Raw genomic sequence first — 18662 nt, 5'->3', positions numbered from 1 at the left:
CATGGGCGAGCCTGACCACGGCGCGACCGCAGAACAGAACCGCGAGACCGCACGTGACGAGCAGGGCCTGACCATCGAGGGCCTGAACAAGGTGCTCGGCGGGCGCACGATCATCGACGACCTGGGCCTCTCCGTCCGACAGGGAGAGCTGGTGTCGCTTCTCGGCCCGTCCGGATGCGGCAAGACCACGACGTTGCGCATGATCGCCGGGTTCCTGACTCCGGACAGCGGATCGATCAGGGTCGCGGGTCGCGACGTGACACGGCTGGGGCCGGAGCGCCGGCCGAGCGCGATGGTGTTCCAGAACTACGCGCTCTGGCCGCACATGACGGTGTTCAAGAACGTGGCGTTCCCCCTGCGCCTGCGCAAGCTGCCGCGCGCGGAGGTCACCAGCCGGGTCGAGCACGCGCTGGAGCTCGTGAACCTCCTGCACCACAGGGACTCACGGCCAGGACGCATCTCCGGTGGGGAGCAGCAGCGCGTCGCCTTGGCCAGGGCGCTGGTGCAGGAGCCGCAGCTGCTCCTGCTCGACGAGCCGCTCAGCAACCTCGACGCCAAGCTGAGGGTGAAGGTGCGGGAAGACATCCGCGAGCTGCAGCAGCGGCTCGGCATCACGACCGTGATCGTGACGCACGACCAGGATGAGGCGATGTCGGTCTCCGACCGGATCGCCGTGATGAACGCCGGCCGCATCGAGCAGTACAGCACCCCGGCTGAGCTCTACGCGCAGCCGCGCACCACGTTCGTTGCTACGTTCATCGGCGCGATCAACATGCTGGAGGGATCGCTGCGCGACGGCGTGATCGTGCCGGGCGAGGAGACGACCGCCGTTCGGCCCGAGGATGTCGCGTTCCACCGCGAGCCGGCGCCCGGTGCCGTCGAGGCCGTGGTCGAGCGGGTCATCCCGCGTGGGCACTTCAACGAGCTCGTGCTGCGCCGAACGGATGCCACGTTGCGAGCGTACGTCTCCGGCGAGGCGCCCGTGATCGGGGACAGCGGCTTCGCGCGCATCGTGCGCGCGTTGCGGTACGAGGACGGCGTGCTGCAGGGCAGCACCACCGAGCCAGCCCGCGAGCGCGTGACGGTCGCCGGTGCCGCCGCCGGGCCGATGGCCGGGTCCGCCGATCGGCCGCGAGTCGGAGTGACGTCCGACGACGGGGCATCCGCCCGATGACGGCGACCGGGCTGCGCGTTCGTGCGTGCGCGCACCGCGGCGACTCCAGCCGGTACCGGGAGAACACGCTGCCCGCGATCCGCTCGGCGATCGCGTCCGGTGCCGGTTTCGTGGAGATCGACGTGCGCGTCACCCGTGACGGCCAGGTGGTCGTCGTGCACGACCCGACGTTCGAACGGTTGTGGAACCTTCCGCAACCGGTGGCCGAGACGACCTGGGACGAGGTGCTCGCACTCGGTGACGCCGATCACCGTCCGCTGTCGCTCGGCGAGGTGCTCGAGCTCTTCGACGGCGTCCACTCGACGTTGCTCATCGACATGGACGACGCGTCGTTCGCGGCTCCCGCCCACGCCGTCATCGCGTCGGAGAGTGCCGGCGCATCCATTGCCTGGTGCGGCGACCTGGATGGCATGCGCATGATCAGGGCTCTCGACCCCGACGCGCGCATCTGGATGCCGTGGAGCCGAACGACGCCGCCGACCGACGACGACCTCGGCGACCTGCGGCCGGAGTGCATCAACACGCCGTTCGCCGTGATGTCTCCTGGGCTCGTCGATGACATCCATCGGCTCGGACTCGACGTCACGGTGTGGACCGTCGATGACGATGCGGTCATGCGCTGGGCGATCAGAACAGGAGTGGACACCGTGACGACCAACCGGCTGGGCCGATTCCAGAGCATCGCGACGGATGCGGAGGAGCGGTCTGGAGCTGATCCTGCGGAGGAGCTGGACCGCGCGCACGTGGTCGCTCGTTCCTTGGCCGAATGGGCGGTCGAGTACACCAGCGCCGCTGACCTCGGCACGATCTCGACGAAGCGCGACGCCGCCGACCTCGTCACCGAGGTGGACACGGCGGTCGAACGGCAGGTGCGCGAGGTCATCGCAGCACAGTTCCCCGATCACGACTTCGTTGGCGAGGAATTCGGCGGATCGGAGCGCGCGGGGGTGCCTTGCTGGTACCTCGACCCGGTCGACGGCACGGCCAATCTCGCGAACGGCGTGCCCTGGAACGCGTTCTCGCTCGCACTCGTGGTGGACCACGAGCCGGTCGTCTCCGTGGTCGCCGACCCGTGGCGCGGTGATGTCTTCGATGCGAGGCGAGGTGCTGGGGCGCGGTTGAACGGGCATCCGCTCCGGTTGAGGGATGCCGCACCCTCCGATGGTGACCCGCTCCGCGGCCGCATCGTGAGCACGGAGCTGGCGAACCAGCATCCGTGGCCCGGAATGGTCTCCTTGCTCCGCCGGCTGGGCGACCGCTACTGCACGATGCGCATCATGGGATCGGGAACGCTGACGCTGACCGGGGTCGCGACCGGCCGCGGTGTCGGTGCCGTGATCGGCTCGTTCGGCGCGGTCGATCACCTCGCTGCGATCCTGATCGTGCAGGAGGCCGGCGGCCTGGTGCTCGGTGAGGATGGGTCGCCGACGTCGTTCCCGGCATCCGGAGGCGTGCTCGCGGCAGCTCCGTGGGCCGCAGACGCGCTCTACGCGGAGTGGAAGGCGGCGATCAGGGAGGATGAGTATCTCGCCGGCTGAACAGCTGCCGAATGCGACGTGCGGGGAGAGACGCGTTCGCACCTAAACGTATGTGCTCGCGGCCGCTGCACGGAAAGCGCTCGGCGAGGTTCCATTGACCGCACGGAACTGCCGTGAGAAGTAGAACGCATCCGTGTATCCGGTCTGGGCCGCGATCTCACTGATCGACAGGGCCGTCGTCAAGAGCAATTCGCGCGCCCGCGCGCTGCGTAGGCGTTTCACGTACTCGACGACACCTGATCCGGTAGACGCCTTGAACAGGGCCGAGAAGTGGGACGTGCTGAGGCCGGCGAGCCGAGCCAGGTCGGAGACCGACACCGATGATGCGAGGTTCGCGCGCAGATACTCCTGCACGACATGGATGCGGTCGCTGGTCTGCGGCTCCCCGCGCAAGCGATCCGCGCAGAGCAGTCCGAACAGGTTCCAGGCCGACCCCGCTGCCTTGTACAGCGTCGCCATCGTCTCGTCGTTCTCGAGCAACGAGACGACCTGCTCCACGAGGGCGACCGCCGTGTAGACATCCCGGAGATGGAGAACCGGATCGGCGTCAGTGCCGAGGATGCCCGCGACTAACTCGTCGACATCCGACCCTGTGGCATGGAGCCACCAGATGCTCCATGGGTCGAGCTGATCTGCGATGTACCTGTGTGGCGATCCGGGCGGAATGACGGCGGCGTCGCCTGTCTCGATTCTGTGGTCCCGGCCGTCGAGTGTAAGGACGCCGCACCCGCCAGTACACACCATGACTATCGCCTCGCGTGCACCGTCGGTACGTATCCGTCCATGGGCCGCCGCGTGCGGGAAGTACCCGGCATCGGTTACCAGGAGGCGTCTCGTGACGGGTTCTTCCAGTGCACCGCGGACCAACGGCGCTGGGAGCACGCGTAACCGCTGACCGGGGAATCCATCTCGAAGCAGCATGGCGAAGAGCGTAGCAAATCAGAGAATCATCCAGGAATCCCGTAGGAACCATCATTCCGGGCCGGTCGAGAGCTTTCCTAGGCTGACCACATGCTCAACGGTGAGAACGGAAATCCCCCTGACGTCGTCGCCGAACACCGCGGCGCGACTTACCGCAGCAACTACATTCCCGTCCAGGTCCCGGTACACCTTCCCAAGCGCCTGACGATCACGCTGTGGGACTTCTCGTGGTACGTCCGCAGCGGCGACGGGGAGCCGTTCGAAGATCTGGACCGCGCAGCTGCCGAAGCTGTCGAGCGCGGCTACAACACCATTCGCATCTGCGCGATGCCGTTTCTCCTGTTCGGCTCAGGGCTCGACACGAGCGCGATCGAGCTCGACCGCCTTGGCGGGGACTACGCCCAGAACGTGCGCTGGTATGACGTCAAGACGCCGACGCGGATTGACGGCCGCGCCAAGCTGCTCGAATTGTTCGAGGTCTGCAAAAGGCATGACCTCTTCGTCATCCTCTCCTCCTGGGAGTACCAGCAGTCATCCTCGTTCGGTGCCGACTCGTCGTGGTGGGATTCGCTTCGGGCGATCGACCCCGATGACCGGGTGGTCGCGCTCGCAGAGTCGCAGTCAGCGCTCATCGACTTTCTCGCCGAGCACGGCCTCGACGATCGAATCGCCTTCACCGAGCTCCATAACGAGGTTCAGGGCGGACATCTCACCGACGGGATCACCTCGGGACGCGCGGACGAGGTGCGTTGTCTCATCGAGCTCGAACCGCGATTGTCGCGCGGACTCGCGCGCTTCCACGAGCTGCAGCCCGATCGCCCGGTCACGGTGAACTACGCGCACGTGCCCGTCGCGGCGATGCGCGCCGTACCCGCCGAGATCGATGTTCTGGTCGTGCACCCGTACATCTACGGCGTTCTCAATGAGACGACGGCGGCGTTCGACCTCCGGGGAGACCTCGCCGACTTCCCACGGGCTGCGGTGGATGCTGCCGGCATCCTGCGTCCGGACGCTCCCGATGCGACAACCTGGGTGCTTCCGGACGCCTCCGCATGGAAGATGGACGCCACGATCGTGGGAAAACCGGAGATCTTCCTGCACGACTGGGCAGATGCGCAAGCCTTCGACCGGTTCCTGTACGAGCGCTACCAGGTACACCGCGTGGAGATGGACAGGGTGCTGCGCATTTGGCTCGATGTCGCAGCGGATCGCGCGAGCGAGCGCGGCATCCCCCTGGTCTTCGGCGAGGGATGGATCGGTTATACCCCGCTTCACGGCAACTTCGAGGAGGGCCCGGTCGGGGCGGAGTTCTGTCGGCGAGCGGTGAGCGAATCAGCACGCGTCGGTGCATGGGGCACCATCGTGTGCTCCAACGCCGCGCCCCACCACCCGATGTGGAGCGACGTCCGGCTCCAGGTCGAATGCAACCGGCTGTTCACGTCAACGCAATCACAGGGCCTGTAGCCGAAGCGCACAGGCAGTCAAGGAGGACACAACATGGCTACGAAGACAGAGGTCACACGTCGCACGTTCCTCGCGGGCGCGGTCGCCATAGGCGGGGTCGCGGCCCTTGCCGGCTGCGTCACAGGCGGTCCATCAGGCGGGTCCAGCAGCGGCTCGGGCACGGGCGCGATCGTGTTTCAGAACTCAGAGTCGGATCCTGCGCCGAAAGGTGCGCTTACCGCCCTCGTGAAGGAGTACAACGCTCATCCGGTCGGCGGCAAAGTGACGATGAACACGGTCGCCACGGAGCAGTTCCGCGCCCAGCTCTCCACCTATCTCACCTCGAGCAATCCCCCCGATGTGCTGTCGTGGTACGCGGGATCGGTCGCCAGGGACTACGCGAGCAAAGGGCTTCTGCTCGATCTCTCCGAGCTGTGGGAGGGCAAGGGAGTCGCGTCCAAGTTCAGCCCGGCGCTCAAACAGCTCTCGAGCGACGACAAGGGACGCCAGATCTTCATGCCCACCGACTACTACTGGTGGGGGATCTTCTACTTCAAGTCCAACTTCAAGAAGTGGGGCGTCGAGGTTCCGACCACGTGGGACGAATTCATCTCGCTGTGCGACAAGCTCAAGGCGCAGGGGATCAACCCGCTGGCGCAAGGTCTCAGCACGACGCCGTGGATGGCATCCGGATGGTTCGACATCCTCGACCTACGGGTGAATGGGGCGCAGTTCCACCGCGAGCTGCTGGCGGGAAAGCACTCGTTCGACAGCGCCGAGGTCAAGAAGGTCATGAAGTACTACGCGCAGCTCGTGCCGTACTTCGACCCCAACATGGGCTCGTATGCCTGGCAGGATGCCGTCACCCCGCTCGTACAGGGCAAGGACGCGATGTATCTCGCCGGCGCCTTCATCAGTGAGAACGTCACGCAGAATCCCGACGATCTCGACTTCTTCAGAGTCCCCGTCATCGACAAGTCCGTCCCGTCGGCGGAGGAAGCCCCGACCGACGGCTTCTTCGCCAGCGCGAACTCCAAGAACAAGCAGTCCGTCATGGACTTCCTGACCTACATGGCCGGCCCCAAACAGCAGGAGGAGTTCATTCAGAAGTCCAAGTCGTCGAACCTTCCGACGTCACCGGCCGTGAGCACATCGAACTTCTCGCCCCTGGTGCAGAAGGGGCTCAAAATGCTCAATGAGACGAAGGAGATCACGCAGTTCTTCAATCGCGACTCCTCCGATGCGCTGCAGACGACGGCCGACACGGCGCTCGTGAAGTTCCTGGCCACGCCCAAGGACGTAGACCAGATCCTCGCCGATTGGCAGACGGCAGCGAAGAAGGTGTGGAACTCGTGACGGCGACGGTGGACGTGCCGCGCATCTCGACGGGGGCACCCCAGCGCAAGCGCTCCCGTCGGGGATCCGTGCGGCGCGTTCCACCGCTCATCTGGGCGTTCTTGCTCGTTCCGCTGGCGATAGAGCTAGCGCTCGTGTTCTGGCCCGCGATCAACAGCTTCTACATCTCCCTCACGAAGTGGAACGGTGTCGGAGCACCCGAGTTCGTCGGCCTGAAGAACTTCCAGAACCTGGCCACCGATCCGATCTTCTTGCAGGCCCTCGTCAACAACGTGTACTGGGTGATCGGGTTCGGTGGAGCATCCGTCGTCATCGGCCTTCTGTTGGCGCTCGCGCTGAACAAGCCGAGGCGCGGCGTGGGCTTCTACCGCAGCGCGATCTATCTGCCGATGGTGTTCTCGCTCACGGTGACGGGGCTGTTCTGGCGTCTGCTGTACGCCCCGGGTGGATCCGTGAACGCACTGCTCGGCATGATCGGTCTGCATTCCTGGGAGAAGCAGTGGCTCGCTGATCCGGCCACGGCTCTCACCGCGGTGCTGGTGGCCGCCGTCTGGCGCCAGTGCGGCTACATCATGGTGCTCTATCTGGCGGGTCTCAAGGGCGTGGACCCGACACTCGAAGAAGCAGCCGCGGTCGACGGCGCGAACAAGTGGCAGCGGTTCTGGCGCATCGTCATGCCGCAGCTGCGCGGCGTGAACGCCGTGGTGTTCGCCGTGACCGTGATCGATTCGCTACGCACCTTCGACATCGTCTGGGCGATGACGCAGGGCGGACCCTACAACTCCACCCAACTGCTTTCGACGTACATGTACCAGACCGCCTTCACCACCGTGAACCTCGGCTATGGCTCAGCGATCGCCGTCGTGATCTTCCTGCTCGCGATCGTGTTCATCATCGGATACCTGACGCGCGCGTCGAAGTCGGAGGACTGACATGACGACCACTCCGCTGCCCTACCCGGCCGAGCTCCCCGCGAAGCCGCGTAAGAAGCGCTCCTGGCTCTTCCATCTCTACATGGCACCGATCTCACTCATCTGGATCGCTCCAATGGTGTTCGTGGTCGTCGTCGCGTTCCGATCATTCACCGACATCACGCAGAACGGCCTCGGCGCGCTTCCGCACTCGTTCTCGTGGGAGGGCTTTGCGACCGTGTTCACGAGCGGGCTCGTGAACCACGCGCTGGTGAACAGCGCCATCGTCACGGCTTTCACCGTGTTCTTCTCGCTCCTGCTCGCGTCTTGGGCGGCGTTCGCCTTGAGCCGCTACGAGATCCCGTTCCGGCATGCGATCCTCCTGCTCATGCTTGCCGGCAACCTCCTGCCGGCGCAGATCCTGCTCATCCCGGTGGCGCGCATCACCGACAGCCTCGGTATTCCCGACACCCTGTTCGCGCTCATCCTGGTGCAGGTCGCGTTCGGCCTCGGCTTCTATACATTCGTGCTCCACGGCTTCATGCGCTCCATTCCGGCGGAGATATTCGAAGCGGCTCGCGTGGACGGCGCCGGTGAACTCCGCGTCTATCTCAGGCTGGTGCTCCCGCTGACCAGACCGTCCCTGGCAGCACTCGCGGCACTCGCGACGACATGGGTCTGGAACGACCTGCTCTGGGCGCTCACCGTGCTCCGCACGGAGTCGAAGTTCCCGATCAACGCGGAACTGCTCAACATTCAGGGCGGCTATGTCAGCCAGTGGAATGTTGTCGCATCCGGCGCGATCATTGCTGCGATTCCTACCGCGATCGTCTTCTTCATCTTCCAGAAGCAATTCGTCTCCGGCCTCACGCTCGGCGCCGGCAAGTGACAGAAGCGACAACGGAAGAATCGAACTGTCGGGTGTCCGCCAACGATTCAGCGCGCCTTCGCTGGCATCTGAGAACGAGAGGCACGTCGTACATCGTCAGCGTGACGCCGGACGGATCCGCGCTCGTGCTCGACTACTGGGGACCAAGCATTTCCGAGGATGCCCTCGACGACATCCCGCAGTGGAATGAACCAGAGCGGTTCGTCTCGTTCTCATCTGCGGCCGACGTGCAGCCGCTCGAGTATGCAAGCGACGGCCAGCGGCATGCATCCTTCAGCGAACTGCTCATCGATCGAGGAAGCGGCCGTACCGGAGCACGATGGTCGGTCGTACGCGACGAGGTGCTGAGTCGTCGAAGCGATGGCGGCGACGAGCTCGTCGTGCCGTTCGACGAAGAGACGGGAACGCTGAGACTCGAGTTGCGAGCGCGTACCTCCCGGGAGCACGACGTGATCCGTCGCAGTGCGCGCCTGGTCAACCGCGGTGTGGACCGGATCGAGCTGCCCAGAATGTTCTCCGCGGCGTGGAACCTGCCGCTCGGCCAGGACGTGCACGTCGACTACCTGGGCGGCAGCTGGGCACACGAGTTCCAGCGCCGGTCGATCGACCTGCACTGGGGCACCTTCTCCCTCGGCAGCAGACAAGGCGTGACCAGTCTCTCGTTCAGCCCCGTCGTGACTGTGTCCGCCCTCAACGATGCGGAATCCTTCCAACGCCAGCACGGGAACGCCTACGGCGTCGCGCTCGAGTGGAGCGGGTCATGGCGGCTGCAGGTGGAGACGGCGCCGGTAGGCCAGCACGCCAGGGTGTCGTGCGGAGTGCACGAGGACGTAACGACGGTCGTGCTTGCACCGGGGGAGGAATTCAGCACGCCTGACAGCCTCGGCATCTTCTCCGCCGAGTCGGCGGCTGGCGTCAGCCGTGGATGGCATGAGTTCCAGAGAGCCGAGCTCGCCAGAGACCTCTCGCCGCGCGCCCGTCCGATCGTCTACAACTCGTGGATGGCGACCGGGTTCGACGTCGCCGTCGAGCAGCAGAAGACTCTCGCTCGCGAGGCTGCCGCTCTCGGCGTCGAGACGTTCGTGCTCGACGACGGCTGGTTCGCCGGTCGCACCTCGGACAGGGCCGGCCTTGGAGATTGGCAACCGGATCCGGTGAAGTTCCCGAATGGCCTCGCCGAACTCGCGACGGTGGTCGAAGGGCTGGGAATGCGGTTCGGCATCTGGGTAGAGCCCGAGTGCGTGAATCCCGACTCCGAGTTGTATCGACTGCACCCCGACTGGGTCTATCGTGCGGACGGCCGACCGCTGGAGACCATACGCAACCAGTACGTGCTCGATCTCGGCAGAAACGATGTCGTCGAGTGGGTGATGGATATGCTCCGCACACTGCTGTCATCCGCGTCGATCGGTTACCTGAAGTGGGACATGAACAGACCGATCACCGACGGAGGCAGACCGGGTAGCCTGCACGGCCGGGAGTGGAGCGTGCAGCACACGCGCAATTTCTACCGCGTGCTCGAGATGCTGCGATCGGAGCATCCTGAGCTGGTGGTCGAAGCGTGCGCGTCCGGCGGCGCACGCATCGACAACGCCGTTCTGGCACGTGCGGATGTCGTGTGGCCAAGTGACCAGGTCGGCGCGCGGGACCGCCTGGTCATCCAGCACGGCTTTCTCAGTGCGTATCCCGCATGGACGATGAGTTCCTGGGTGTCCGATGACGCTGGGCACCGCGACCGGCAGCCGGTCTCGCTCGGGTACCGGTTCGCCGTCGCGATGGCAGGCGTGCTCGGGATCGGTAGCGATCTGTCTTCGTGGTCCGAGGTGGAGAAGACTGACGCCGCGTCGATGGTGCAGGCGTACAAGGAGATCCGTAAGGTCGTGCACCACGGAGACATACGCACGCATGGCCTGCCGGGGGAGAATCTGTACGCGATCGAGTTCGCGGGACCACCCGACGACCCGCGGGTCGTCATCCTCGTATATGACCGTGACCGCGATCGGACGCGTGATCGTGAGCTTTCGCGGGTCTTTCCCACCGCTCTCAGGCCGGGCTGTCGATATGAAGTGCGGGACGGGTTCGGCCGATTCGGCGGGGACGTAGTGACGGCGGAGTCTGTCTCCACCGTCGGCCTACCCGTTCGGTTCTCGTGGGCGCAAGACGCCGAAGTGCTCGTCCTGACTCCACTCGACGAGTACTAGACGTCCAGGTAGATGCGGTGGATAGCCCGTCTTTCTGGGACCTGGTCGCAACCAGGATCAGAGAAAAGTCCATGAAGGTTCATCCGTTCGACCATTCAGGGCCCCTGGTGGTCGTTTCTATGGTGAGACCATGACGTCCCAGCTCAGCACGGATTCCCGCAGCCAGACGCCTCCGCTCGACCTGCTCGACAGGCTCGCCGCCGGCGATGCCATTGCATGGGCTGAAGATGTCGTCATCCCTACGTACGAGCCGCACGCGCCGTCTCGTTTGCCGATGTATCTCGACCATCGGGTGTACCAGGGCTCGAGCGGACGGGTGTATCCGCTGCCGTTCATCGAAAGCGTCGATCAGCAGGCGGTCGAACGATCGTGGCACGCAATCCACCTCGAGAACCGCTACCTCCGGCTCACGGTGCTTCCGGAACTCGGGGGACGCATCCACACCGGGCGCGACAAGACGACGGGCTACGACTTCTTCTACCGCAACGACGTGATCAAGCCGGCGCTCGTCGGCCTGACCGGACCCTGGATCAGCGGGGGCGTGGAGTTCAACTGGCCGCAGCATCATCGGCCGGCGACCTACCTGCCGATGGAAGCGGAGATCGAGCACGCAGACGACGGAAGCGTGACCGTGTGGTGCTCCGACCATGATCCCTTCACCCGAATGGCCGAGACCCACGGCATCCGGCTGTATCCGGATCGGGCATATGTCGAGGTCGTTGTTCGCCTGCACAATCGCACCGATCAGCGGCAGACGTTCCTGTGGTGGGCGAACGCCGCGGTGCGTGTTCACGATCACTATCAATCCTTCTTTCCGCAGGACGTGCGATACGTCGCGGACCACGCACGACGCGCCATCACAGCCTTTCCCGCCGCCGACCGTCCCTACTACGAGGTCGACTACCCGGCACGCGCTCGGATGCACCCGGGCGCCGATCGCATCGACTTCTACCGGAATATCCCGGTTCCCACCTCGTACATGGTCGTCGACTCGGATGAGGCATTCTTCGGGGGCTACGACCACGAGGCGGGAGCCGGAGTGGTGCACTGGGCCGACCGTCGTATCTCGCCCGGCAAGAAGCAATGGACCTGGGGCAACTCCCCGTTCGGTCACGCCTGGGACAGGCAACTCACCGACTCGGACGGCCCGTATGTCGAGCTCATGGCCGGGGTTTTCACCGACAACCAGCCCGACTTCTCGTGGCTCATGCCCGGTGAGGTGCGCAGGTTCTCGCAGCTCTGGTATCCGATCCCTGCGATCGGCGTGGCGCACGCAGCGAACCGGGATGCGGCTCTGCACGTCGACCTGAAGGCTGATCCAGAGGCGCTCGAGGGTGGCCTGCGGATCGCCGTGGCTGGCGCCGTCACGCGTCCCATGAATACAACCATTCGAGTGACTGCTGAGCACATCGTGATCGCCGAACACAGCGAATCCGCCGTGCCCGGATCCGTGCTCAGTCTGGAGGCCAGGACCGCACGAGCGGTGCCCCTGGCCAACATCCGGGTCGAACTCCTCGACGGCGACGAGCGCATCCTCACCTGGAGGCTCGACGACGTCGACGACGTCGAGCCGTGGGTCGCGACGGAACCGCCGCAGCCGGAAGACGTGGGGAGTGTGGAGGAGCTTTACCTGACCGGGCTGCACCTGCAGCAGTACAGGCATCCGACGCGGTCTCCGATGCCGTACTGGCGCGAAGCGCTGCGGCGAGATGCGGGCCACTCGCGCACGAATCTCGCATTGGCGGACCGCGCGTACCGCATGGGCGACTACGAGACGGCGCTTCGATGTGCGGAGGCAGCGGTCGCACGGGTGACAGTCCGGAATGAGAACCCGCAAGACGCCGAGCCCTACTATCTGCTGGGGCTGATCCTGCAGCGGCTGGGCCGCCGCGACGAGGCGGTGCGCTGGTTCGCCAAGGCGTCCTGGGATCGCAACTGGGTGGTCCCGGCGGGAGTACTCGCCGTTCGGAACGCGCTGCTCGACGGCGACGCCGAACTCGCCGAGCGCGATGCCGCGCGTTTGATTGAATCCGGCGCCGAGGACTCACGATTGCAGGTGGTTCGGGTCGTCGCGCTGCGCCGCCTGGGCCGCGACGCGGAGGCGGCAACCGTGCTGGCCGCGGCCATGGCGAGCAGCCCATTGGATGACCTCTTCCGATATTTAGCGGACCGCTCTCTGCCTGAGGACGCCGGTCTCGTCTTCGACCTCGCACTCGAGCTAGAGCGACTCGGCGACCTCGATGGCGCCATCGCCGCGCTAGAGCTGACCGCCGACTTCGAGCCGACCCCGGCGGGCAACCTCGCCCCCATGGCGCATTATGTGCGCGCGCGGCTTCTGGAAGGCGTTGGCGACATCCGCGGGGCGACCGCAGCCCGCGAATCGGCGCGCGCGACCGATACGACCTGGTGCTTCCCCTGCGGATTGGACATGCACGACGCACTCGTCGCGGCGTTGGACGACGACCCGGCTGACGACGTCGCGGCGGAATTGCTCGGGATGCTGCTGTACGACGCCGGTCGTCGTGAGGAGGCGCTGGAACTCTGGTTGCGCGCCATCCAGTCCGGCGGGGATCGAGCGCGTGTTCGCCGGAACGCCGGCCTCGCATCCTTCAACGTGCTCGGCGACGGTGACGCAGCCTGGGCGCACTACGAGCGGGCGCGGGAGCTCGACCGGAACGACGCGCGGCTCTTGTTCGAACAGGACCAGCTCGCCGCTCGACTCGGGCATTCGGATTCCGAACGGCTCGAACGACTGGAAGGCGAGCGGGAGCTCGTCATCCAGCGAGATGACCTGGTCGTGCAGTTCGCCGAGCTGCTGACGCGGCAAGGAAGAGCATCCGAAGCATTGCATCTGCTCGAGTCGAGGAGCTTCCAGCCGTGGGAGGGCGGAGAGGGCAAGACGCTCGCGGCCTGGGATGCAGCGCGCTCGGCACTCGGCTTGCCGCGTGGTGTACCGCCTGAGAACCTCGGCGAAGGACGGCCGGAAGTGATGCCGCCGAGGGCAGTTCGTGCGGACGGTAGCACGGACTACTTCGCCACCAGCCTTCCCGAACTCCTGCTCTTCAACAAGCCGGATCCGGAGGACGGTGTTGGCGCGCCAGGCGAACCCGGACGCGCGAGCGATGCCGGGCGCCGTCAAGGTGCCGGTCCATCGTGACGACGGTGGAGGCGATAGCGCTCGGGGCGGGTGAAGTGCGGGCGGTTGTCGTGCCGGCGCTTGGCGGCAGAGTGCTCTCGTTCTCCCATCGCGGCGTCAACCTGTTCTGGCGCAATCCCGACCTGATCGACGGAAACCTGAACTTGCTCGTGGAGCAGGCGGACCCGCTGTCTCTCGGCGACTTCTCCAGTTGGCAGAACTGGGGCGGCGACAAATCATGGGTCGCACCGCAGGGCTGGGACGGTGATGACGAGTGGCACGGGCCTCCAGATCGGGTCTTCGACGCCGGTGCATTCGACGTGATCGCACGCTCGGGGAACGGCATCGGAATGCGCAGCGCGTTCGACCCGCGGACGGGTCTTCGGATGACACGGACTGTGACGGTCACGTCGCTCGGCATGCATGTGAAGACGTCGCTCCGCAACGAGTCGGAGCGCGCGCGGCGCTGGGCGGCGTGGGAGGTCGCCCAACTGCCCGTGCACGAGGCCGATCTCGCGTCGCCGCACGCGGGCGTTTACGTGAGGTGTCATCAGGGCAGCGGCGCGATTCCGCTCTTCAGCCTGCACGGAACGCTCAAGGCGCACGCCGACGACGGAGTCATGCGGATGCCTTTCGCCCGGGCCATCGGGAAACTCGGCTTTCCGAGTGCCTGTGGGGAGATTGAGGTGCGTCGTGCTGAGGCACCAGGACTTCGCATGACCTTTCACGTGAATCGGTACGAGGCCTACCCGGACGACAGTCCAGCTCAGGTGTGGATGCAGACTCCGCTCGACGAGCCGCTGGAGGCGCTCCGAGGGTTCGCGTCCACGGCAGCAGTTGTCGAAATAGAGGCGACTTCGCCCCTGCGGCGGCTGGAGCCGGGTGCGAGCGTAGCCCTGGACTGCGACTGGACAGTGATGCCTAGCGCCTGACTGTCCAGAGGAGAACGAACTGTTGGGAGTCCGAGCTGACCGGTCTCGTTCGTGCCTTCGGTGTATGTGGCCGTGACCGCGTACTTCCATGGACGCGTCGGCGCCCCACGTCAACCCGCGGGATTCTCTTGTGCCACCTCGTACCGTGGGTTGCTGACCCGGAGGTGACGCATGCGCGAAGGCGGCGATATTCCGCCGGCCGCGGTGCTCGCGGCGCGGTACCGTCTGGGCGAAGTCGTGGGTCGCGGGGGGATGTCGACCGTCTACCGTGCGTGGGACGAGAAGCTCGAGCGTGCGGTGGCGGTGAAGGTGTTCGCCTCGGACGAGCCCATCGCCGCCGACCGGGAGCGCAGGCTGCGTGAGGCGCACGTGCTGGCGTCCGCGAGTCATCCGAACCTCGTCACCCTGTTCGATGCGGAATGGCCGTCCTCGCCGGATGCCGGCCAGCCGGCATTCCTCGTCATGGAGCTCGTCGAGGGCGAGTCACTGCGGCGCCGGATCGATCGTGACGGCGCGGATCCCGATCTTGCAGCGCGGGTCTGCGGCGATCTCGGCGCTGCATTGGCTCACCTGCACGACCGCGGCATCGTGCATCGCGACGTCAAGCCGGAGAACATCCTCATCGATGCTGCCGACGGCTCGGTCAAGCTCGTCGATTTCGGCATCGCGCGGCTTGGGGGGTCCGAGCGGATCACCGTCGCCGGCATGGTGCTCGGCACCGCCGCGTACCTCAGTCCGGAACAGGTCTCGGGCGGCGAGGTCGGTGCGCCCAGCGACATCTACTCGCTCGGCCTTGTGGTTCTGGAGTGTCTGACGGGGCGACGCGAATACCCGGGATCTGCCCCGGAAGCCGCAGTAGCTCGACTTGCGCGAAGTCCAGTGATACCCGCCGGGCTGTCGGAGGCATGGCGCGCACTACTCATCGCCATGACAGAACGGGATGCCTCCGCTCGCCCAGCTGCAGCGCTGGTCGGGGATTCCGTCGGCTCCCTGGTCGAGCGCGGCGAGCTGCCCACCGTCGACGATCAGGCCACTGCCGTTCTGTGCGCGGTCCCTACCGTGCCGATGCCGGCTGGGTCATTGCCGGTCGAGGGTGACGGCTTGGGAAAGACCATCACAAGGAACGCTGTGGTCCCCGAGCCGGTTGCGTCGCGCGACGCGCCCGCATCTCCCACGGAGGCACCGCCGCGCAAGCGGAGCTTTGCGGTTGTGCTCGCCGCCGGGCTCGTCGCGCTCTGCATAACTGGCGCCGCGGTGGCGTGGACATCCTTGAGCAGCCAACCGCATCACGGTGCGCACACACCTGTTCCGACCATTGTCGTCACAACTGTACGAACGGCGACGCCCACGCCCCAGCCGGGCAGCAGCCAAGGTCCCGGGTCGGTCACCAATCCGCCGGAGAGCGGGAACAGCAACGGACACGGGACTGGTCAAGGGAACGGCCACGGAAATGGCGGCGGCCATGGCAACGGCGGCAAGAAGGGCAACGGCGGCTGAGATGCGCCGCTCTTCTCAGCGGTAAAGCCCCTCGCGCAGGTTGATGCCGTGCTCCACCCACGCCTTGAGCGCGGCGAGCATCCCGGTCCAGCCTTCGCAGTTCCCGAACGCTGCTTTCGCCCCGTCCGGCGTGGCCCGCCAGGTCTCTTCGGTGATGGTGACGAGCGTTCGCGTATCGTCGTCGAGCGGTTCGAACTCGAAGGTCGTCCGGGTCTTGCCATCATCGCGGGCCGCGGACCGGGCATCCCACTCGATGACGATTCGACGCGGCGGGTCGGCTTCGAGAACGCTCACCGGAAAACGACCTGGAAAGTCGTGGAAGTCCCACGTCACGTCCTCGCCGGGCTCGAGGCGCCCTCGCGCTCCTCCGGTGGTGAAGTAGTGCGAGAGCTGCTCCGGGTCGGCGACAGCCTCATAGACCTCGGCACACGGTCGCGAGACACGGCCGGAGACGGTGAAGCGCAGTTCAGACAGCGAGTCGGTCTCATTCATGTGATAGTTTTATCACATGTCGCGAGAGGGCGAAAGCGTGCCGGATGACGACCTCGTCTTCAAGGCGCTGGCATCCCCTATGCGGCGGCAGATGCTCGACGTGCTCAAGGCGGGCACGTGCACGACGGGAGAGCTGTGCAGCTCGTTTCCGAGCGTCGATCGCACGACCGTGTTGCAGCACCTGCGCGTGCTCGAGCGTGCGCAACTGGTTGTCGGTCGCAGCAGGGGGCGCGAGCGACTGCTGACTCTCGCCCCGTTGCCGATCAAGCGGATATACGACCGCTGGATCAGCGAATACGCCCGTGCCGCCGTCGACCTGCTCGACGCGCTCGACGAATAATGGAGGCCGGCTCGTGCTATCCCGCTGCGGTGGAGAGCGTGGACCGATCAACGGGGCTCGTCGCGGCAAGCGGCGGCGTGTAAGCAGATGTCGGTACCGTCAGCGCCCACCGGGCGAACGAGCGCAGAAGGGGATCGACCTGCCACGTCTCGTCCGAAGTTCGTGCCAGTCCGAGCGGAGCGAGTTGCGCGGCTAAGGGAGCGATGAGTTGGCGCGTGGCCTCGATCGAGATGGGTGTCGGCCCGTCTTGCCATCGCCGCGGACATGGGGTCCAGTATCGAGTCGCCATCGCGTCTTCGAGAACGGTGTGAGCGAACGCGAGGCGGCTGATACCACCATCGGGTCCTCCCTCGCCGATCGAGCCGTCTGCCATAGCGAGCACGAACAATACGTTGGACCAGGCCCGCGCCCGGCCGTTGCCGCCCACGAGTGACCGCGCGAGATGCTCCCACAGACCGAGTGGGTCATCGATCAGGCGCAGCGGACCCTTCAGGGAGAGAAGACGACCTTGCAGAGGACGCACAAGACGAAAAGTGCGAGCAGCTGCGAGCAGCTCCGGAATGTGGGATTCGTCGCACTGAACGGCATCCGCCCACTCCCGCCCGACGTCGGCCGGCAGCTGTCTGTCGGGGAATTGGATGCCTTCACGGCAGCGGTCCACGAGCCAGACGAACGGCCGTGCGAATCGCGCTGCATCATCCTCGGGGACCTCAGGCGCGGAGCGCAGACCCAGGTTGTCAATGTGGCGCTGTAGGCCGATCGCGTTGGACGACGGCAGCGCACGGACGAGATCATCGAGCGCGGTCCGCGAGACCTTGTGCGGGCCTCGGCGATTCTGCTCGATGCGCCAGCGCTCATCGAGCACTGCCTGAAGGTGCTGAAGAGGCACCTCCGACGGGTCGAAGCTCGCCCATGGACCGCATGCGCGGTCGAGCGTCATGGCTGCCGCAATGTGGTCAGCGCTCTCCGCATCCAGGAAGGCAGCCAGTTGCGCGGCGTGTTCCGCGGCGGGGAACAGCATGAACGGTCCGCGTTGTCGTCCGTCGACGACTCGTACCGACCCGCTCGCTGACAGGGTCGGCTCGTTGCCTATCCATTGGATTTCGAACCACGCCGATTCGGCCGTTTTCGAAGGATCGTCGCACCGATAATGCAAGTCGCGCTCCTGGCCGAAGACCGAGGTCAACGAAGTGCTGCGCTCGTCGATGACCCCTGGGTCCCGCCAGTCGATCGTCGTCCAGATATCGCCCCAGCGTCTTCGTGGCTGCCAACCGTAGTGGTCGCGACGGGAGTACCAGGAGCAGTCGTCGTAGACCTCCGCCTCGGTCTCGGGGAATCCCTGGGGGAAGGGATCCTGATCGCAGAAGATGTGTCGGGCCGCCCGGTCGCCCTCGAAGACGAGCTGGATGGCGGCATGCAGATCCGCCAGCGTGAGTCCCGAGCCCATGGCGAGGGTGCGCTCGGCCCGAGGGGCGGTACCTCGGAGCGTTACGTTGAGCAGGAGTGCGTTGTCATCGGGGAGTCGTTTCATGCCCTGGACGGTACGGGGAACGACCGCTCGAGAATGCTCGGCGGCGACCGAATGTGAGTGACGCGCTCGACCTTCTGCCTGTGAGGGACGAGTCGGAGCCGGCTCAATGGACGCGTCGACGCTCCGACCGCAACGCGACTCATCACATGGCGGAGGATGGGGGATTCGAACCCCCGAGGGCTTGCACCCAACACGCTTTCCAAGCGTGCGCCATAGGCCACTAGGCGAATCCTCCGGGCGGCCGCCGGAACGACCTCAGAGAATCCTACCCGACGCCCGGAGCCGCTCCGTCACGCCGAAA

14 protein-coding genes and 1 tRNA gene are annotated in these 18662 nt (G+C 65.8%); 11 read left to right on the top strand and 4 right to left on the bottom strand.

What is annotated here, in order from left to right; all coding sequences use genetic code 11:
- Position 1 precedes the first annotated feature (1 nt).
- Positions 2–1174 (top strand): ABC transporter ATP-binding protein, encoded by a 1173-nt coding sequence (locus ACYVI5_RS13350; protein ID WP_460580629.1) that lies wholly within the window; start codon positions 2–4, stop codon positions 1172–1174.
- Positions 1171–2712, top strand: a complete 1542-nt coding sequence (locus ACYVI5_RS13345) for an inositol monophosphatase family protein (RefSeq protein WP_460580628.1) — start codon at positions 1171–1173, stop codon at positions 2710–2712. The genes ACYVI5_RS13350 and ACYVI5_RS13345 overlap by 4 nt, the downstream gene beginning before the upstream one ends.
- 42 nt (positions 2713–2754) lie before the next feature.
- Here the strand turns inward: ACYVI5_RS13345 and ACYVI5_RS13340 are convergent, their stop codons facing one another.
- Positions 2755–3633 (bottom strand): AraC family transcriptional regulator, encoded by an 879-nt coding sequence (locus ACYVI5_RS13340; RefSeq protein ID WP_460580627.1) that lies wholly within the window; start codon positions 3631–3633, stop codon positions 2755–2757.
- A 90-nt stretch (positions 3634–3723) separates the two neighbouring features.
- On the opposite strand from ACYVI5_RS13340, the gene ACYVI5_RS13335 reads away from it, so the two are divergent.
- The 8 genes from ACYVI5_RS13335 to ACYVI5_RS13300 all read left to right on the top strand — a co-directional run bounded on the left by ACYVI5_RS13335 (position 3724) and on the right by ACYVI5_RS13300 (position 15998).
- The gene (locus ACYVI5_RS13335; protein WP_460580626.1) at positions 3724–5097 is read left to right on the top strand and encodes a cellulase-like family protein; all 1374 of its coding nucleotides are present in this window, start codon (positions 3724–3726) and stop codon (positions 5095–5097) included.
- Between the two features lie 33 nt (positions 5098–5130).
- Positions 5131–6432, top strand: a complete 1302-nt coding sequence (locus ACYVI5_RS13330; RefSeq protein ID WP_460534131.1) for an ABC transporter substrate-binding protein — start codon at positions 5131–5133, stop codon at positions 6430–6432.
- Positions 6429–7364, top strand: a complete 936-nt coding sequence (locus tag ACYVI5_RS13325; RefSeq protein WP_460580625.1) for a carbohydrate ABC transporter permease — start codon at positions 6429–6431, stop codon at positions 7362–7364. Before ACYVI5_RS13330 ends, ACYVI5_RS13325 begins: the two co-directional genes overlap by 4 nt.
- A 1-nt stretch (position 7365) precedes the next feature.
- Positions 7366–8232: a carbohydrate ABC transporter permease gene (locus ACYVI5_RS13320; protein WP_460580624.1), complete on the top strand. Its 867-nt coding sequence runs from the start codon at positions 7366–7368 to the stop codon at positions 8230–8232.
- Between the two features lie 32 nt (positions 8233–8264).
- Positions 8265–10433 carry an alpha-galactosidase gene (locus tag ACYVI5_RS13315; protein WP_460580623.1) on the top strand — a complete coding sequence of 723 codons (2169 nt, stop codon included), beginning with the start codon at positions 8265–8267 and terminating at the stop codon, positions 10431–10433.
- A gap of 130 nt (positions 10434–10563) precedes the next feature.
- Positions 10564–13590 (top strand): DUF5107 domain-containing protein, encoded by a 3027-nt coding sequence (locus ACYVI5_RS13310; protein WP_460580622.1) that lies wholly within the window; start codon positions 10564–10566, stop codon positions 13588–13590.
- Positions 13587–14501, top strand: coding sequence for a hypothetical protein (locus ACYVI5_RS13305; RefSeq protein ID WP_460580621.1), 915 nt, complete (start codon positions 13587–13589; stop codon positions 14499–14501). Before ACYVI5_RS13310 ends, ACYVI5_RS13305 begins: the two co-directional genes overlap by 4 nt.
- Before the next feature lie 171 nt (positions 14502–14672).
- On the top strand, positions 14673–15998 hold the full coding sequence (locus ACYVI5_RS13300; protein WP_460580620.1) for a serine/threonine-protein kinase: 1326 nt from the start codon (positions 14673–14675) through the stop codon (positions 15996–15998).
- A gap of 15 nt (positions 15999–16013) precedes the next feature.
- Here the strand turns inward: ACYVI5_RS13300 and ACYVI5_RS13295 are convergent, their stop codons facing one another.
- A complete protein-coding gene (locus ACYVI5_RS13295; protein ID WP_460580619.1) occupies positions 16014–16490 on the bottom strand; it encodes an SRPBCC family protein in 477 nt (158 codons plus the stop codon).
- 16 nt (positions 16491–16506) lie between these two features.
- On the opposite strand from ACYVI5_RS13295, the gene ACYVI5_RS13290 reads away from it, so the two are divergent.
- Entirely contained in the window at positions 16507–16830 is a 324-nt protein-coding gene (locus ACYVI5_RS13290) for an ArsR/SmtB family transcription factor (RefSeq protein WP_460580618.1), read from the top strand.
- 16 nt (positions 16831–16846) lie between these two features.
- Here the strand turns inward: ACYVI5_RS13290 and ACYVI5_RS13285 are convergent, their stop codons facing one another.
- Positions 16847–18361, bottom strand: a complete 1515-nt coding sequence (locus ACYVI5_RS13285) for a plasmid pRiA4b ORF-3 family protein (RefSeq protein ID WP_460580617.1) — start codon at positions 18359–18361, stop codon at positions 16847–16849.
- Positions 18362–18508: 147 nt separating this feature from the next.
- Positions 18509–18596 (bottom strand) — tRNA-Ser (locus tag ACYVI5_RS13280).
- Between the last annotated feature and the right edge of the window lie 66 nt (positions 18597–18662).

It is taken from the genome of Humibacter ginsengisoli, from assembly GCF_054780095.1.
The sequence above is the reverse complement of the archived record's forward strand: the minus strand, read 5'-3'. Positions and strand labels throughout refer to the sequence as shown.

What these genes read in the sequence shown, in the direction of transcription:
- ACYVI5_RS13350 (WP_460580629.1), top strand. Translation starts at nt 2, where the DNA reads ATGGGCGAGCCTGACCACGGCGCGACCGCAGAACAGAACCGCGAGACC.
- ACYVI5_RS13345 (WP_460580628.1), top strand. Translation starts at nt 1,171, where the DNA reads ATGACGGCGACCGGGCTGCGCGTTCGTGCGTGCGCGCACCGCGGCGAC.
- ACYVI5_RS13340 (WP_460580627.1), bottom strand. Translation starts at nt 3,633, where the DNA reads ATGCTGCTTCGAGATGGATTCCCCGGTCAGCGGTTACGCGTGCTCCCA.
- ACYVI5_RS13335 (WP_460580626.1), top strand. Translation starts at nt 3,724, where the DNA reads ATGCTCAACGGTGAGAACGGAAATCCCCCTGACGTCGTCGCCGAACAC.
- ACYVI5_RS13330 (WP_460534131.1), top strand. Translation starts at nt 5,131, where the DNA reads ATGGCTACGAAGACAGAGGTCACACGTCGCACGTTCCTCGCGGGCGCG.
- ACYVI5_RS13320 (WP_460580624.1), top strand. Translation starts at nt 7,366, where the DNA reads ATGACGACCACTCCGCTGCCCTACCCGGCCGAGCTCCCCGCGAAGCCG.
- ACYVI5_RS13310 (WP_460580622.1), top strand. Translation starts at nt 10,564, where the DNA reads ATGACGTCCCAGCTCAGCACGGATTCCCGCAGCCAGACGCCTCCGCTC.
- ACYVI5_RS13300 (WP_460580620.1), top strand. Translation starts at nt 14,673, where the DNA reads ATGCGCGAAGGCGGCGATATTCCGCCGGCCGCGGTGCTCGCGGCGCGG.
- ACYVI5_RS13295 (WP_460580619.1), bottom strand. Translation starts at nt 16,490, where the DNA reads ATGAATGAGACCGACTCGCTGTCTGAACTGCGCTTCACCGTCTCCGGC.
- ACYVI5_RS13290 (WP_460580618.1), top strand. Translation starts at nt 16,507, where the DNA reads ATGTCGCGAGAGGGCGAAAGCGTGCCGGATGACGACCTCGTCTTCAAG.
- ACYVI5_RS13285 (WP_460580617.1), bottom strand. Translation starts at nt 18,361, where the DNA reads ATGAAACGACTCCCCGATGACAACGCACTCCTGCTCAACGTAACGCTC.